This is a genomic window from Streptomyces sp. RPT161 (genome assembly GCF_027533845.1).
In the GTDB taxonomy this organism is placed as follows: Bacteria; Actinomycetota; Actinomycetes; order Streptomycetales; family Streptomycetaceae; genus Streptantibioticus_A; species Streptantibioticus_A silvisoli_A.
Genome location: NZ_JAPZVN010000001.1, coordinates 909,309 through 924,858 on the forward strand (window position 1 = coordinate 909,309; position 15,550 = coordinate 924,858).

At 69.8% G+C, this 15,550-nt stretch carries 14 protein-coding genes; 1 reads left to right on the forward strand and 13 read right to left on the reverse strand.

What is annotated here, in order from left to right; genetic code table 11:
* Positions 1-17: 17 nt before the first annotated feature.
* The 4 genes from O5O46_RS04170 to O5O46_RS04185 form a co-directional block, all read right to left on the reverse strand.
* Positions 18-1,364 carry an NADH-quinone oxidoreductase subunit D gene (locus O5O46_RS04170; RefSeq protein WP_269853801.1) on the reverse strand — a complete coding sequence of 449 codons (1,347 nt, stop codon included), beginning with the start codon at positions 1,362-1,364 and terminating at the stop codon, positions 18-20.
* Entirely contained in the window at positions 1,361-2,110 is a 750-nt protein-coding gene (locus O5O46_RS04175) for an NADH-quinone oxidoreductase subunit C (RefSeq protein ID WP_269853802.1), read from the reverse strand. Before O5O46_RS04175 ends, O5O46_RS04170 begins: the two co-directional genes overlap by 4 nt.
* A 272-nt stretch (positions 2,111-2,382) precedes the next feature.
* Positions 2,383-2,937, reverse strand: a complete 555-nt coding sequence (locus O5O46_RS04180) for a NuoB/complex I 20 kDa subunit family protein (protein ID WP_269853803.1) — start codon at positions 2,935-2,937, stop codon at positions 2,383-2,385.
* Positions 2,938-2,989: 52 nt separating this feature from the next.
* Positions 2,990-3,349, reverse strand: a complete 360-nt coding sequence (locus O5O46_RS04185; RefSeq protein WP_269853804.1) for an NADH-quinone oxidoreductase subunit A — start codon at positions 3,347-3,349, stop codon at positions 2,990-2,992.
* A gap of 546 nt (positions 3,350-3,895) precedes the next feature.
* Between O5O46_RS04185 and O5O46_RS04190 the strand changes: the two genes are divergently transcribed.
* Positions 3,896-4,726, forward strand: coding sequence for a C40 family peptidase (locus O5O46_RS04190; protein ID WP_269853805.1), 831 nt, complete (start codon positions 3,896-3,898; stop codon positions 4,724-4,726).
* Between the two features lie 87 nt (positions 4,727-4,813).
* Here O5O46_RS04190 and O5O46_RS04195 read toward each other — a convergent pair whose 3' ends face one another.
* From O5O46_RS04195 to O5O46_RS04235, 9 genes are all read right to left on the reverse strand, one after another.
* A complete protein-coding gene (locus tag O5O46_RS04195) occupies positions 4,814-5,479 on the reverse strand; it encodes a DUF4232 domain-containing protein (RefSeq protein ID WP_269853806.1) in 666 nt (221 codons plus the stop codon).
* Positions 5,480-5,572: 93 nt separating this feature from the next.
* A complete protein-coding gene (locus tag O5O46_RS04200) occupies positions 5,573-6,334 on the reverse strand; it encodes a response regulator transcription factor (protein WP_269853807.1) in 762 nt (253 codons plus the stop codon).
* A gap of 70 nt (positions 6,335-6,404) precedes the next feature.
* Positions 6,405-8,138: an ABC transporter ATP-binding protein gene (locus tag O5O46_RS04205; RefSeq protein ID WP_269853924.1), complete on the reverse strand. Its 1,734-nt coding sequence runs from the start codon at positions 8,136-8,138 to the stop codon at positions 6,405-6,407.
* Positions 8,139-8,895: 757 nt separating this feature from the next.
* Entirely contained in the window at positions 8,896-10,185 is a 1,290-nt protein-coding gene (locus O5O46_RS04210) for a geranylgeranyl reductase family protein (RefSeq protein WP_269853808.1), read from the reverse strand.
* Positions 10,186-10,303: 118 nt separating this feature from the next.
* Positions 10,304-10,996: a demethylmenaquinone methyltransferase gene (locus O5O46_RS04215; protein WP_269853809.1), complete on the reverse strand. Its 693-nt coding sequence runs from the start codon at positions 10,994-10,996 to the stop codon at positions 10,304-10,306.
* Positions 10,997-11,083: 87 nt separating this feature from the next.
* A complete protein-coding gene (locus O5O46_RS04220) occupies positions 11,084-12,610 on the reverse strand; it encodes a hypothetical protein (protein WP_269853810.1) in 1,527 nt (508 codons plus the stop codon).
* 255 nt (positions 12,611-12,865) lie between these two features.
* Positions 12,866-13,315: an imidazolonepropionase-like domain-containing protein gene (locus tag O5O46_RS04225; RefSeq protein ID WP_269853811.1), complete on the reverse strand. Its 450-nt coding sequence runs from the start codon at positions 13,313-13,315 to the stop codon at positions 12,866-12,868.
* Between the two features lie 8 nt (positions 13,316-13,323).
* Complete coding sequence (gene mqnC, locus O5O46_RS04230) at positions 13,324-14,502, reverse strand: cyclic dehypoxanthinyl futalosine synthase (RefSeq protein WP_269853812.1); 1,179 nt, start codon at positions 14,500-14,502, stop codon at positions 13,324-13,326.
* An 86-nt stretch (positions 14,503-14,588) separates the two neighbouring features.
* Positions 14,589-15,425 carry a hypothetical protein gene (locus tag O5O46_RS04235; RefSeq protein WP_269853813.1) on the reverse strand — a complete coding sequence of 279 codons (837 nt, stop codon included), beginning with the start codon at positions 15,423-15,425 and terminating at the stop codon, positions 14,589-14,591.
* Positions 15,426-15,550 lie beyond the last annotated feature (125 nt).

A 15,550-nucleotide genomic window follows, 5' to 3' on the forward strand; every position in this document is an offset into this window, starting at 1 on the left:
TACCGGGGGTTCGGTTGTCACCGGTCGACGCCTCCCATGACGGGGTCGATGGACGCCACCGCGACGATGACATCGGCGACCATGCCGCCCTCGCACATCGCCGCCATGGTTTGCAGGTTGGTGAAGGACGGGTCGCGGAAGTGCACCCGGTGCGGCCGGGTGCCGCCGTCACTGACGACATGCACGCCCAGTTCGCCCTTGGCCGATTCCACGGCCGTGTACGCCTGGCCGGGCGGCACCCGGAAACCCTCGGTGACCAGCTTGAAGTGGTGGATCAGGGCCTCCATCGAGGTGCCCATGATCTTCTTGATGTGGTCCAGCGAGTTGCCCAGCCCGTCCGGGCCGAGGGCGAGTTGCGCGGGCCAGGCGATCTTCTTGTCGGCAACCATCACCGGGCCCGGCTCCAGCCGGTCCAGGCACTGTTCGACGATCCGCAGCGACTGCCGCATCTCCTCCAGCCGCACCAGGAACCGGCCGTAGGAGTCACAGGTGTCAGCGGTCGGTACGTCGAAGTCGTAGTCCTGGTAGCCGCAGTACGGCTGTGCCTTGCGCAGGTCGTGCGGGAGCCCGGCGGCGCGCAGGATCGGTCCCGTGGCGCCCAGCGCCATGCACCCGGCCAGGTCGAGGTAGCCGACGTCCTGCATCCGGCCCTTGAACACCGGGTTGCCGGTGGCGAGTTTGTCGTACTCGGGGAGGTTCTTGCGGAACTTCTTCACCAGTTCGCGGACATGGTCCACGGCGCCGGGCGGCAGGTCCTGGGCGAGGCCGCCGGGGCGGATGTAGGCGTGGTTCATCCGCAGGCCGGTGATCAACTCGAAGGCGTCCAGGATGAGTTCGCGGTCCCGGAACCCGTAGATCATGATCGTGGTGGCGCCCAGCTCCATGCCGCCGGTGGCGATGGCGACCAGGTGCGAGGAGATCCGGTTGAGCTCCATCATCAGCACGCGGATGACGCTGGCCCGCTCCGGGATCTGGTCGGTGATGCCCAGCAGCTTCTCCACCGCGAGCGCGTAGGCGGCCTCGTTGAACAGCGGCGTGAGGTAGTCCATGCGGGTCACGAACGTCGACCCCTGGGTCCACGTCCGGTACTCCATGTTCTTCTCGATGCCGGTGTGCAGATAGCCGATGCCGCACCGGGCCTCGGTGACCGTCTCGCCCTCGATCTCCAGGATCAGCCGGAGCACACCGTGGGTGGACGGGTGTTGGGGGCCCATGTTGACGACGATGTGCTCGTCGTCCGCCTTGCCCACGGTTTCAGCGAGTTCGTCCCAGTCACCGCCGGTGACGGTGAAGACCCGACCCTCGGTGGTGACGCGTTCCTCGGCCTGCTGGGGTGCGTGCGGTTGCTCATACGAAGCGGTCACGAGTACGACCTCCGCTGGTCGGGAGCCGGGATCTGGGCGCCCTTGTACTCGACGGGGACGCCGCCGAGCGGGTAGTCCTTGCGCTGCGGATGGCCCTGCCAGTCGTCGGGCATCATGATCCGGGTGAGCGCCGGGTGATCGTCGAAGACGATGCCGAAGAAGTCGTAGGTCTCGCGCTCGTGCCAGTCGTTGGTCGGATAGACGGAGACGATCGACGGCACGTGCGGATCGGCGTCCGGGGCGCTGACCTCAAGCCTGATCAACCGGTTGTGAGTGATCGACCGCAGGTGGTAGACGGCGTGCAGCTCCCGGCCCTTGTCGCCGGGGAAGTGGACTCCGCTCACCCCGGTGCACAGCTCGAAGCGCAGTGCCGGGTCGTCACGCAGGGTCCTGGCCACCCGGGGCAGGTGTTCGCGTGCGACGTGGAAGGTGATCTCGCCGCGGTCCACGACCGTCTTCTCGATCGCGTTCTCCGGGACCAGCCCCTGTTCCTCCAGCGCGCCTTCCAGCTCGTCGGCGACCTCGTCGAACCAGCCGCCGTACGGCCGGGACGAAGCGCCGGGCATCCGCACCGGCCGCACCAGCCCACCGTAACCGGACGTATCCCCACCGTTGTTGGCGCCGAACATGCCGCGCTGGACGCGGACCGCCTCGCCCTGGTCACCGCGCTGACCCGGCAGGTTGGTGGCGTTGACGTCCTTGTCGGGGTTGACGCCGTTGGCGTCCTGGGAATTGGAGTCGCTCACCGTGCCACCTCGCTCGCTTCTCCGCCCACGCGGCGCAGAAGTGCGGCTTTCCTGATCCTCTGCGGCCCGGCGGCCGCGTGCGCGTCGCTCACCGTGCCACCTCGCTCGCTTCTCCGCCCACGCGGCGCAGAAGTGCGGCTTTCCTGATCCTCTGCGGCCCGGCGGCCGCGTGCGCGTCGCTCACCGTGCCACCTCGTTCGCTTCTCCGCCCACGCGGCGCAGAAGTGCGGCTTTCCTGATCCTCTGCGGCCCGGCGGCCGCGTGCGCGTCGCTCACCTGAGCAGCCCCTTCATTTCAATGGTCGGGACCGCCTTCAGGGCCGCTTCCTCCGCGAGGCGCTCGTCCTCCTGGCGGTTCACGCCGAGCTTCTCGTTCTGGATCTTGCGGTGCAGCTTGATGATCGCGTCGAGCAGCATCTCGGGCCGCGGGGGGCAGCCGGGCAGATAGATGTCGACGGGGACGATGTGGTCGACGCCCTGGACGATGGCGTAGTTGTTGAACATCCCGCCGCTGGAGGCGCACACGCCCATGGAGATGACCCACTTGGGGTTCGGCATCTGGTCGTAGACCTGGCGCAGCACCGGGGCCATCTTCTGGCTGACCCGCCCGGCCACGATCATCAGGTCCGCCTGCCGGGGCGAGCCGCGGAAGACCTCCATGCCGAACCGGGCCATGTCGTAGCGACCGGCGCCGGTGGTCATCATCTCGATGGCGCAGCAGGCCAGACCGAACGTCGCCGGAAAGACCGACGCCTTGCGCACCCAGCCCGCGGCCTGCTCGACGGTCGTGAGCAGAAAGCCGCTCGGCAGCTTCTCCTCGATACCCATAGCGTTTGCCCCTGTCCTAAATGCCCGGGTTCATCCATTGTGACTCGGTTGCTCAGTCCCACTCCAGGCCCCCGCGCCGCCACACATAGGCGTAGGCGACGAAGACAGTGAGGACGAACAGCAGCATTTCGACGAGTCCGAACAGCCCGAGGGCGTCGAAGCTGACCGCCCAGGGGTAGAGGAAGACGATCTCGATGTCGAAGACGATGAAGAGCATCGCCGTCAGGTAGTACTTGATCGGGAAGCGCCCGCCTCCGGCCGGCTGCGGTGTCGGCTCGATACCGCACTCATAGGCGTCCAGCTTCGCCCGGTTGTACCTCTTCGGCCCGGTACGTCGGGCCATGTCCACGGAGAAGATCGCGAACCCCGCCGCCAGGGCTCCGAGCACGAGGATGGGGACGTAGGTGTTCACCGCCCTCGCTCCTTCCAGTCGGCGTTGACTGACAGATCGTTCCTATGTGAGGCAGTTCACAAGCCCGAACCGCCTGCATCCTATGCCCGTCGGTCTGTGATCTGCGACACGGCGTACGCCAACAGCTTTGTGATCTCTACCACCTGACAGTGGATCACACGCCCGCGAAGAGGTCGATCTTCATACGGGAAGCACTCAGATGATCACCAATGGTGACGCGGAACGGGGTAACCGCAGGTCACGCGGGTCTGCCGCATTATCAAGCCACCGCCGTCAACGCAAAGTTGGACCGAAGACCCGCACGTGGTATAGCGCCACAGGCCCGTTGGGACGGGCGTGCCGCCGGGTGAACCGGGACACGCCGCGCTGACCATGCCGTACTTGGGGTTCGCGCGATTGTGAACGCGAGTACACGCAAACGGACTCGAAGGCTCCAGAAAGCCCAACGCAAGATCAAAGCCCGGCATTGCGACCGGGGCTCGCGAAACTGTGGCGTACCTTACGTTTTTTGTACGCGCCCAGGAATTCCTGATAGCCATATTGGCCATGTCCCCAACGCAGACCCGCGCCCCGCAGTCCGATCCCCACATACGCAGCCGTCGGCACGCCCGACATACGCCGCCAAACTGGGTCAAACGCGCCGGAGTTGCCGGTGGTGTGATCGGAGCCGTCGCCCTCACCGGTGCCGCTTCCCCCGCGCAGGCCAGCAGCCCCAGCGACCAGACGCCCAACGAGGTCACCCAGACCCTCGACCTCTCCCAGCTGCGTGCCGCCGACGCCACCGCTCAGGCCGTCATCACGTACCAGCTCCAGGCCGCCCAGGACCAGGCCGTCTCCGCCGCCTCCCAGGTCGCCAAGCAGCACAAGGAAGCCGACGAGCAGAAGGCCGCCGAGGCCAAGGCCGCCGCCGAGCACGCGGCCGCCCAGCAGGCCGCTTCCCGTGACGCGCAGCGTGCTCCGCTCTCCACCGACTCGGGCAGTTCGTCCGCTTCCTCCTCGTCTTCGGTGGCCTCGTCCACCAGCGGCAGCATCTCCAGCGTCCTGAGCTTCCTTCAGGCGCAGCTCGGCAAGGCGTACGTGATGGGCTCCACCGGCCCCAACGCCTACGACTGCTCCGGTCTGGTCCAGGCCGCGTTCCGCACCATCGGCGTCGACCTGCCGCGCGTCTCCGAGGACCAGTCGACCGCGGGCACCCAGGTCTCCCTCAGCAACCTCCAGCCCGGCGACATCCTCTACTGGGGCAGCGCGGGCAGCGCCTACCACGTCGCCGTCTACGTCGGTAACGGCAACTTCATCGGCGCCCAGAACCCGAGCAGCGGCGTCGTCGAGCACCCGCTGTCGTACGACGAGCCGACGGGCGCGGTCCGCGTCGCCTGAACCTCCTGACGGCGGATCCAACCCAGCACACGGCCGAGGGCCGCTGACCCCCGCGGGTCAGCGGCCCTCGGCCGTACACGGATCGGACTAGCCCGCGGTGACCGCGCCGATGGTCAGGGAGTGCACGGTCGGGCCCGCGCAGTGGTCGTGCTGCCAGGGGATGAACAGGGCCGCCTTCTGGTTCGGGGGGTAGACCCGCAGGCCCTGGGCGGGAGACAGCTGGCACTGGCTGGGGTCGTAGCCGCCGACGCCGTTGCTGTCGTGCAGCACCGCGCTCGCCTTGCCGCCGTGCGCGCGCAGGGTGACCGTCGTGACGTGGTCGCCGGCGCGCACCGCGGCGTTGCCGGACTGGACGCCACCCTGCTTCACGTAGGAGACACCCGGGAAGCCGGTGAGCGCGCAGGTGCTGCCGGAGACGTTGGTGAAGACGATCTTGGAGTAGTACTGGCCGGCGCCGACGTCCGGGTTCTCCTGGTCCGCCTTCAGCTGGCCGGTCGTACAGGCGTGCCCACCGGCGGAGCCCTGCGCGGAGGTCTGGGTGCCCTGGGCCGTGGACGAACCGGAACCGGTGGCGCTGCTGCCGGAACCGCCGGTGCCGGAGGCGTTGGCCGAACCACTGCCGGTGCCGATGGAGGCGTTGGCCGAACCGTTCCCCGACGAGCACGCCGTGAGCGCGAGCGCGCCGACGGCGGCGAGGACGGCGGCCTGGGTCGCGACGGCGGGTATCCGCCGGCGGGCGGTCGTGGAACGCATCGTTACTCCTCCTGGACGTCTGGCAGCCCATGTCCCTGAACGGCACCTACCCAGTGCCGACGCCTAGACGCTCTCACCCCGAAAAGGGATAAGTCAGTAGCTGTTACGCGCCTGTAGCGGAAGCCGACCGGCTTCGGGACACTGCGCCTGGCCCGCCGGACGGGTGATGTCCACACCACCGTTGACGTCGAGCACGTAGCCGACCCCGCGCACCGTGTGGATCAGCCGAGGTCGGCCGCCCGCCTCGGTCTTGCGGCGCAGGTACATCACGTAGACGTCCAGCGCGTTGGTGGTCGGCCGGTCATGCTCGCTCCACAGCGCGCTGAGCATCTGCTCACGGGCGAGCGGCTTGCGCGGATACGACAGGAACAGTTCCAGCAGCTCGAACTCGGTGCGCGTCAGGCTGAGTTCCGCCCCGTCCCGGGTTACGGTGCGCGACGGGGTGTGCATCCGCAATCCGCCGTAGGTGAGCACGGACTCCTGCTGGGCCGCGGCGGCTCGGCGCAGCAGTACCGCGATCCGGGCGAGCAGTTCCTCGTTGACGAACGGCTTGGTCAGGTAGTCGTCGGCCCCGGCCTCCAGACCCGTGACGCAGTCGCCCACGGTGTCCCGGGCGGTGAGCATCAGCACCGGCACCTCGTTGCCCCGCGCCCGCAGGCGGCGGCAGACGGTCAGGCCGTCGGTGCCCGGCAGCAGCACATCCAGCACCACGAGGTCCGGGCGGTGCGTCTCCAGTGCCCGAAGGGCCTGCTCGCCGTCCATCGCCAGCAGCACCTCGTAGCCGCGCCGCTGCAGGATGAGTTCCAGGGCGTGGCGGATCGCCGGTTCGTCGTCAACCACGAGGACACAGGTCACCGGGGCCTCCTTCGATCGCTGGGGGCCGCACAAAGCGGCGCGGGGTCCCTCCAGGGGGTACGTAAATCGGTCACGCCCGGGCCTCCTGCCGCGCGGAGTGCAGTTCCGCGTAGACGCTTCGGCGGCCCAGCAGTTCCGCGTGCCCGCCGTGCTCCACCAGGCGTCCGCCGTCGAGTACGAGGATCCGGTCGGCGTCCGGGGCCAGCTGCAGATCGTGGGTGATCATGATCGTGGTGCGGCCCGCCATCAGCCGGCGCAGCGGGCTGATGACCCGGCGGGCGGCGACCGCGTCCAGACCCGCGGTCGGCTCGTCCAGCACGAGCACCCGGGCGTCGCGCAGCATCGCGCGGGCGATGGCGATGCGCTGCAGCTGACCGCCGGAGAGCCGGGCGGTGTGCGGGTCGATCAGGGTGTCGTAGCCGTCCGGCAGGGCGGTGACGAAGTCATGGGCGTCGGCGTTGCGGGCCGCCTCGACGATCTCCGCCCGGCTGGCGCCCGGCCGCCCGCAGCCGATGTTCTCGGCGATGGTGTCGTGCAGGATCAGGGTCTGCTGCGGCAGCAGGGCGACGTGGCGGCGCAGGAAGCCCAACGGCAGCGCGTCCAGCGGTACCCCGTCCAGGCGCACGGTGCCGGTGTCCGGGTCGTAGAAGCGCAGCAGCAGCTTGGCGAACGTGGACTTGCCCGCACCGCTGGGGCCGGTGACCAGCACCAGTTCGCCGGGCCGGGCCTCGAAGCTGATCCCCCTCAGGGCGTCGCACGTGGCGCCCGGGTAGCGGAAGCCGACGTCGGTGAGCGTGACGGTGCCGTGTACGCGCCGGGGGTTGACGGGGTGCGGCGGATCGCTGACGGCCGGTTCGGTGTCCAGGATCTCCAGCAGCCGCTCGGCGCCCGCGGTGGCCGCCTGGAGGGTCAGCCCCAGGTTGCCCAGCGACTGGATGGGCGGATAGAGGTAGCCGAGGAAGGCGGCGAAGGCGAGCAGCTGCCCGATTGTCAGCCGGTGCTGGGCGATCTCCCAGGCGCCGAGTCCGATCACCGCCAGCACGCACAGGGTCTCCACGACCTGGACGATCTGCTGGTACAGCTCGGTCAGCCGGGCGCCGGTCACCGAGGCCCGCAGCCAGGCGCGGGCCTCACGGCGCAGCCGCCTCTCCTCGGCGCGCTTACGGTTGTACGCCTGGGTGAGCACGATGTTGCCCAGCGACTCCTCAAGCACCGAGGTGATCGCCCCGTCCGCGACCCGTTCCGCCCGCGCCACGCGTTTGATCCGACCGGAGAACCGTCTCGCCGCGAGCCAGAACAGCGGCGCCAGGCAGAAGGTGGCCAGCGCCAGTTGCCAGCACAGCCAGAGCGCGGCGGCGGCGTAGAACACCACGCTGAACAGGGCCGAGATGGTGCCGACCACACCGGTGAGCACCAGTTGCTCGATGACCGCGACGTCCCCGGTGAGCCGCTCGACCAGGTCGCCGAGCCGGTGCCGGGCGAAGAAGTCCGGAGGCAGGTCCTGGAGGTGGCCGAAGACCCGGGCGCGCAGCCGCATCACGAAGCGCTCGGCGGTCCACACCGCCAGCGAGTTGCCCAGGTACCCGATGACCGCGCCCAGGACCGTCACCGCGAGCCACTCTCCGGCCGGGTGCCAGAAAGCGGCTACCGAACCGGTGCGCAGGGCGTGGTCGGTCAGCTCGCTGAACAGCAGGATGGCGGCGGTCTCACCGAGCGCGGCCAGTACGACGCACACGCAGATGACCGCGAGCCAGCGGCGGTCGCCCTTCACCAACGGCCAGAAGCGGCGGAACGCCTGCCGCACAGCGACGCCGCTGACCCGCTGGGTGTTCTCCTCGCTTTCCGCGCCATCGGCGTGTTCCGCGTTTTCTTTTTCCGCGCCAATTCGCTTTTCGGAATCGCGCTCCTGGTAACCGCTCAACGCCACCCCGCTTGCGCCGTGGACGAGTTGACGGCGGGACCGCGGCGTGCCCCGCCGCGGTCCCGCCGGTTATGGCTCGATCAGCAAACGGGGCGACGGCGCGGGTGGCGCCGGTCCACCGGCTTGTGGCACTCGTGCTTGGGCTCGCCCACCGGACGGTGCTTCTTCGGGGGCTCCGGGTGACGACGCTTGACGACGATCGGAACGATCCGACGGAAAGTCATGATGTCCTCCGCATTCAATGGCCAACCCGACTGCTGTCGGATTTCCGCCGCCTACTTCCGGCGGCGACAGAAAGAACGCTACACGGCCGGCGGAGCCCAGGAAGCCAATTCCCGTGAATTAGGGCTTAGAGATATATGAGGTTTTCTAAGAATGCCTTTTCAACCCATGAGAATTCGCTCTCGTGTACTACTGGACACCACCTGACCTGCGGGAACGTTGAGATGGAGCCGCTTTTGGCAGCTCTGGAACGCCCTGGAAATCACCCTGTCGGGCTGCAACCGTTCCCGCCGTTCAGGCGTCATTGAGAGCAGGGTGTGGCGTATTCAGAAAAGCCCGCACCGGGCAATCAAGTACCGAACAGGTTCTTACCTGCCGTGACCGGAGTTGACCGTATCGGCTATTGGTGCGCGCACCGTCAGGCGCGCGGGGCCACCTTGCTCAGGCCGTTGATGATGCGGTCCATCGCGTCGCCACCGGTCGGATCGGTGAGGTTGGCCAGCAGCTTCAGCGTGAACCGCATCAGTATCGGGTGGGTCAGCCCGCGCTGGGCGGCCAGCTTCATGATCTTCGGGTTGCCGATGAGCTTCACGAACGCGCGGCCCAGCGTGTAGTAGCCGCCGTAGGTGTCCTTCAGCACCTTCGGGTAGTGCTGAAGTGCCAGCTCACGCTGGGCGGTTGTGGCCCGCGCGGCGGCCTGGACGATGACGTCGGCGGCGATCTGGCCGGACTCCATCGCGTACGCGATGCCCTCGCCGTTGAACGGGTTGACCAGCCCGCCCGCGTCGCCGACCAGCAGCAGACCGCGGGTGTAGTGCGGCTGGCGGTTGAACGCCATGGGCAGCGCCGCACCGCGGATCGGACCGGTCATGTTCTCCGGGGTGTACCCCCAGTCCTCCGGCATCGAGGCGCACCACGCCTTGAGCACCTCGCGCCAGTCCAACTCCTTGAACGCGGCGGAGGTGTTGAGCACCCCGAGCCCGACGTTGCTCGTACCGTCGCCCATGCCGAAGATCCAGCCGTAGCCGGGCAGCAGCCGGTCCTGCGGGCCGCGCCGGTCCCACAACTCCAGCCAGGACTCCAGGTAGTCGTCGTCGTGCCGCGGGCTGGTGAAGTACGTACGCACCGCGACGCCCATCGGGCGGTCCTCGCGGCGGTGCAGGCCCATGGCGAGGGAGAGCCGGGTGGAGTTGCCGTCGGCGGCGACCACCAGCGGGGCGTGGAAGGTGACCGGCGCCTTCTCCTCGCCCAGCCTGGCCTCGACACCGGTGATCCGGCCGGTACGGGCGTCGGTCAGCGGCGCGCCGACGTTGCAGCGCTCGTACAGCCGGGCGCCCGCCTTCTCCGCCTGCCGGGCCAGTTGCTCGTCGAAGTCGTCACGCTTGCGCACCAGACCGTAGTCCGGGTACGAGGCCAGGTCCGGCCAGTCGAGTTGCATGCGCACCCCGCCGCCGATGATCCGCAGCCCCTTGTTGCGCAGCCAGCCCGCTTCCTCGGAGATGTCGATGCCCATGCCGACCAGTTGCTTGACCGCGCGGGGCGTCAGGCCGTCACCGCACACCTTCTCGCGCGGGAAGGCGGTCTTCTCCAACAGCAGCACGTCGAGCCCGGACTTGGCGAGGTGGTAAGCGGTGGCCGAACCGGCCGGACCGGCACCGACCACGATCACATCGGCGGTGCGCTCGGACGTGGCGGTGGTCTCGCTCACGACGGATCTCCCGATGGTTCGGTTGCTACGTGCCGGGCACGCCGGGCACTGGACATGTGCGGCAAGTCTATTCAGGGCCCCTCGGCGGCCCTGGCGCCGGGCTCGCCGGCGTGCGGCGCTATGGCTTGAAGCCGCGGTGCAGGGCCACCACGCCGCCGGTCAGGTTGCGCCAGGCGACCCTCGTCCAACCGGCCTCGCGCAGCCGGGCGGCCAGGCCCGGCTGGTCCGGCCAGGCGCGGATCGACTCGGCGAGATAGACGTACGCCTCCGGGTTGCTGCTGACCGCGGTGGCGACCGGCGGCAGGGCGCGCATCAGGTACTCGGTGTAGACAGTGCGGAACGGCGCCCACGTGGGATGGCTGAACTCACAGATCACCACCCGGCCGCCGGGCCGGGTCACCCGCAGCATCTCGGCGAGGGCCGTGCCGTGGTCCTGTACGTTGCGCAGCCCGAAGGAGATGGTGACCGCGTCGAAGGTGTCGTCCGCGAACGGCAGCTTCGTCGCGTCGCCCGCGGTCAGCGGCAGCCGCGGATGGCGCCGCTTGCCCTCGCGCAGCATGCCCAGCGAGAAGTCGCACGGCACGACCTGCGCGCCCGCGTCGAGGTACGGCAGCGAGGAGGTGCCGGTACCGGCGGCCAGGTCCAGCACCCGCTCACCGGGCCGGGCGTCCACGGCGCGGGCCACCGCCTTGCGCCACACCCGGGCCTGCCCCAGTGACAGCACGTCGTTGGTCAGGTCGTACTTGGCCGCCACGTCGTCGAACATCGACGCGACTTCCGACGGCTGCTTGTCCAGGGAGGCTCGGGTCACGCTGCCCATTGTCCACGGCGGCGCGGGGCCTTCCCCACCCGCCCACCGGTTCGGCCTCGCGCTCGCGCCGCGGCTGGCTGGGCGCGGTCAGCGGAACTCGCGCAGCCGCAGCCGTACGCCGACGGCGGCCAGCGCCAGCGCCACCGCCGTACCGGCGATGACCAGGACCAGCGACGAGTCCAACTCCGACTGACCGCTGGAGACCGCGTCGGCGAACGCGTGGTCGTTGATCGCGATGTCGTCCTTCATCGCGTCGTCCCACTGCTGGAACGTGTAGTTCGAACCGCCCCTGGCCCAGCTGGTGTTGAGACGGATGGCCTGGTCGAGCCGTCCGGCGGCGACGTACTCGCGGGTGGTGCGGTCGACGTGCTCGTAGTCCACCCAGGCGGACAGCGCGCGCTCGGCGGCCGAACCCTCGCCGGGAAAGGTGATGTTGCGGAACTCGGTGCCCAGGTAGCCGCCGAACCGCACATCGTTGTGGTCGGCTAGGTAGGCCTGCCGCGCGGCGGCGACGTCCGAGGAGTACGTCGCCGGACTTGAGCCGTTGATCTGGGCGATCTCCTGGGACTTTCCGAAGAAGGCGTCCGAGTACTGGCCGCTGCGCTGGGCGTCCAGCAGGTTGCGGCTCTCGTCGGCGTTGGCGTCGTAGCCCACCGCGCGGGCGGCCGACAGCGCGACCACCGAGTCGAAGGCGTCGTGCCGGGCGATGCCCAGCTGGTGCTGCTCGTCGCCGGACATGGTGACGGCGGTGCCGATGACCGCCGCACACAGCAGGGTCGCGGCGGCCAGCGCCGGGTTGACCAGCCGGCGGAAGCGCCCGGTGATGAACACCTGCAGCGCGACGAGCGCGCCGAGGGTGAGCAGGCCCAGGCCGAGCGCGGCCCACCGCAGATCGGACAGCAGTCCGCGCTCGTCGTCGTAAGTGGCCGTGAACGACGCGTTGTTGGCGTTGATCAACTTGTTCGCCGCCGGAAGCAGCGAATCCCGCATCAGGTCCGTGGCCTGGCGGTACGCGGTGAGGGCGGCCGGCGCCGGGTGCCCCGCGGGGGCGCCGGCCTGGTCGTTGAGCGAGGTGGCCCGGGAGGCGAGTTCCTCGTACTGGCCGAGCCCGTCCAGGATCCCCACCAGCGCGTTCTGCGCCGCGGCGTCGTTACCGGCGGAGCGGGTGGCGCCCTGCAGCTCGGTGCTGACCGAGTCACGGTCCTGGGCGTAGAGCTTCCGCGCCTGCGCGCGGGCACCGGCCAGGTCCATGGCGTTGCCGAAGACCAGGATGTTCGCGGTCTCGGCGTCCATGTCGGTGAGGGCCAGGTACAGCCCGGACGCGTGCCGGACCTGCGGGGCCAGCCGCTGCTGGATGCTGGTCCAACTGCCGCTGGTGTGGGCCGGGATCGCGGCGCACAGCGCGCCGAGCGCGATGACCAGGGCCAGGACCACCGTCAGCGCGGCGCGCAGCGTCGCGGGGACACTGCGGCGGCGCGGGCGTATTGCGCGCGGCTGCCGGCTGGGGGCGGGTGTGCGGCTGGGTGGCGTCGGCACCTTCGCGCTCGCCCGCGTTCGCGTCTGCGTCGCCGCCTCGGTGACGCGCCTGCCAGCAGTCGTGATGGTCTCCGCCACCGCGCCGCACCTCCCCCGTTACGGATCACCCTGACGGGTGAGATGCGGGTGGAGGGGGGCCTTGACGCGTCCCTGATGTCGAACAGGGTTGCCTTTACGGCACGTTGACGCCCCCGCTGGGGCTTCCCTGGTTTCCCTCCCGCCCACCGATTGCCGTCGGCCTTTCGCCTGGCGCACGGTTGGTCCGGCGGGTGGGTTTACTCCCAACCCCCGCCACCGCAAAAGCCGGTGCCAATCGGGCGGATCGGGCGGGGCCTACGCCCGGCGGTGTACCGCGCGGCCCGCGACGACCGTCGCCACACATGTGCCCGCGTCGTCGAAGACCGCGAGGTCCGCGCGGGCGGACGGAACCAGCTCCGCGGGCCGCCCGGGAGCCGCCAGGACCGTGAGCCCGCTGCGCCGCGCGGCGTCCCGCAGGTCCGGGTCCGCGACCCGGTCCGCCAGCACCGCCGTGGCCCCCGACCGCAGCACCGCGTAGACCCGCTCCCGTGGCGTGGGCGCCGCGGGAAGCGCACCCTCGTGCACCAGGGCGGGTCCGACCGTGCCGGGCCAACTGCGCACCCGCGCCTGCGGATACCGCTCCCGCAGTTCCTCCAGCGGGCCGACCTCCGCCACCCGGTCGTCCCGTACCGCCACCGCGTCCCCGGGCACGGCCCGGCCGTCCGCCGTGCGCCGCAGTGCGGCGCCGACGTGGATCGTCAGCATCCGCGCGCCTAGGAGGCGTCGATCAGCTTCAACTCGGGGTGCGCCGTGCCCCCGTCGAGCGCGGTGGACGAAAGGTGCGAGACAACGTGGTCATTGACCGGGTCGTTCGCCGGGTCGTCGTGCACGACCAGGTGCTCGTAGGTCGTCGCCCGCTGCGCCGGCACCCGCCCCGCGGTGCGGATCAGGTGGATCAACTCCGCGAGGTTGGAGCGGTGCTTGGCCCCGGCCGAGGAGACCACGTTCTCCTCCAGCATCACCGAGCCGAGGTCGTCCGCCCCGTAGTGCAGGGAGAGTTGGCCCGCCTCCTTGCCGGTGGTCAGCCAGGAGCCCTGGATGTGCGCGACGTTGTCCAGGAACAGCCGCGCGATGGCGATCATCCGCAGGTACTCGAAGACCGTCGCCTGCGTCTGGCCCTTGAGGTGGTTGTTCTCCGGCTGGTACGTGTACGGGATGAACGCCCGGAAGCCACCGGTGCGGTCCTGTACGTCACGGATCATGCGCAGGTGCTCGATGCGTTCGGCGTTGGTCTCGCCGGTGCCCATCAGCATGGTGGAGGTGGACTCCACACCCAGGTTGTGCGCGGTCTCCATGATCTCCAGCCACCGCTCACCGGACTCCTTGAGCGGCGCGATCGCCTTGCGCGGCCGCTCCGGCAGGAGTTCCGCGCCGGCGCCCGCGAACGAGTCCAGGCCCGCGGCGTGGATCCGGCGGATCGCCTCCTCGACGCTCACCCCGGAGATCCGCGCCATGTGCTCCACCTCGGAGGCGCCGAGGGAGTGGATCACCAGCTGCGGAAAGTCCTTCTTGATCGCCGCGAAGTGCTTCTCGTAGTACTCCACGCCGAAGTCGGGGTGGTGGCCGCCCTGGAACATGATCTGCGTACCGCCCAGTTCGACGGTCTCCGCGCAGCGCCGCAGGATGTCGTCGAGGTCACGGGTCCAGCCCTTGTCGCTCTTGGGCGGAGCGTAGAAGGCACAGAACTTGCACGCGGTGACGCACACGTTCGTGTAGTTGATGTTCCGCTCGATGATGTACGTGGCGATGTGCGCGGTGTCGGCGTAGCGGCGGCGGCGAGCGGCGTCGGCGGCCTGGCCGAGCGCGTGCAGCGGAGCGTTCCGGTAGAGCTCCAGTGCCTCCTGCGGGGTGATCCGTCCCCCGGCGGCGGCGCGGTCCAGTACGGATTGCATGGTTCCTCCGGAGGCGATGCGGTGTGGCCTTCGGCCAGGGTATCGTCCGGTACTTTTCGCCCGGCCGCCCACCCGTCGCCGTTCGGTCACCCGCGCGCGGCGGCTCCGGTTCGTACCACCGCGGTGCCCGCGGCCAGCACCACCAGCAGCAGCCCGGCCATGGCGAAGCCCATGTCCCGTCCGAGGTTCAGGCTCGCCTTGGTGCCGGACACCGGAAGAACCCCTTCCGCGGGGTCGTAGACCACCGGGATCGGCCGCGCGGCGGCGCTGCCCAGGCCCGCGCAGGTGCGGTTGTCGGTGAGCAGTTCCCTGACCTGGCCGTCGGGCAGCTGGACGTAGCAGGTGGGCGAGGGCGCGGTGCCGTTGGTGTGCGTCCAGGTCTGGCTGTAGGCGGTGGCGGTGGCCTGCCGGCCCCAGATGTCGAGGTAGGCGCGCGGGCTGCCGTAGACCACGCCCAGCAGCAGCACCGGAAGCCCGACCCAGGCGAGGATGGCGGCGGCCCTGTGGCCGGGCGCCTCCGGCATTCCGCGCATCACCCACACCCCATGCACCATCAGCAACGCCAGCACCACGGCCAGGGTGGTGGCCCTGTTGCCCGCCAGCGTCAGCAGCCAGCACAGCGCCCCGGCCGCCAGGTCGAACAGCAGCACAAGGGTCCAGCGCCTGATCACCCGGCGGGTCAGCGGCGTGTGGTCGGCGGGGCGCGGCAGCCGGTCGGGCGGCCAGGTGGTGCGCACCATCCGCTGGGTGTCGTCGGTGGTGAACTCCGCGACGATGGCGTGCACCCGCTCGTCGCCGTCCTCGCCCCTCGCCATCTCGCGCAGCCTGGGCAGGCCGAACCCGGCGCTCCGCAGCGCCCGGATCGCCTTGACGTTCAGCGCCTCCAGCAGTTCGTCGGCGGAGGGACGTTTCTTCTCGCTCACCGGCCACGCTCCCGCCTCGCCCATGTCGGTTACCGCGTATGTTCCACGTACGCAGTCTGGCAACCCGTCAGGGGACGGCGGCGGATGCCCGTGCGCGCCGTGCCGCGTCTCGCCGTCCCGGCGGA

Coding starts and splice junctions, on each gene's coding strand:
- mqnC (WP_269853812.1), bottom strand. CDS start 14,502: ATGCAATCCGTACTGGACCGCGCCGCCGCCGGGGGACGGATCACCCCG.
- O5O46_RS04180 (WP_269853803.1), bottom strand. CDS start 2,937: ATGGGTATCGAGGAGAAGCTGCCGAGCGGCTTTCTGCTCACGACCGTC.
- O5O46_RS04195 (WP_269853806.1), bottom strand. CDS start 5,479: ATGCGTTCCACGACCGCCCGCCGGCGGATACCCGCCGTCGCGACCCAG.
- O5O46_RS04225 (WP_269853811.1), bottom strand. CDS start 13,315: ATGCTGACGATCCACGTCGGCGCCGCACTGCGGCGCACGGCGGACGGC.
- O5O46_RS04190 (WP_269853805.1), top strand. CDS start 3,896: ATGTCCCCAACGCAGACCCGCGCCCCGCAGTCCGATCCCCACATACGC.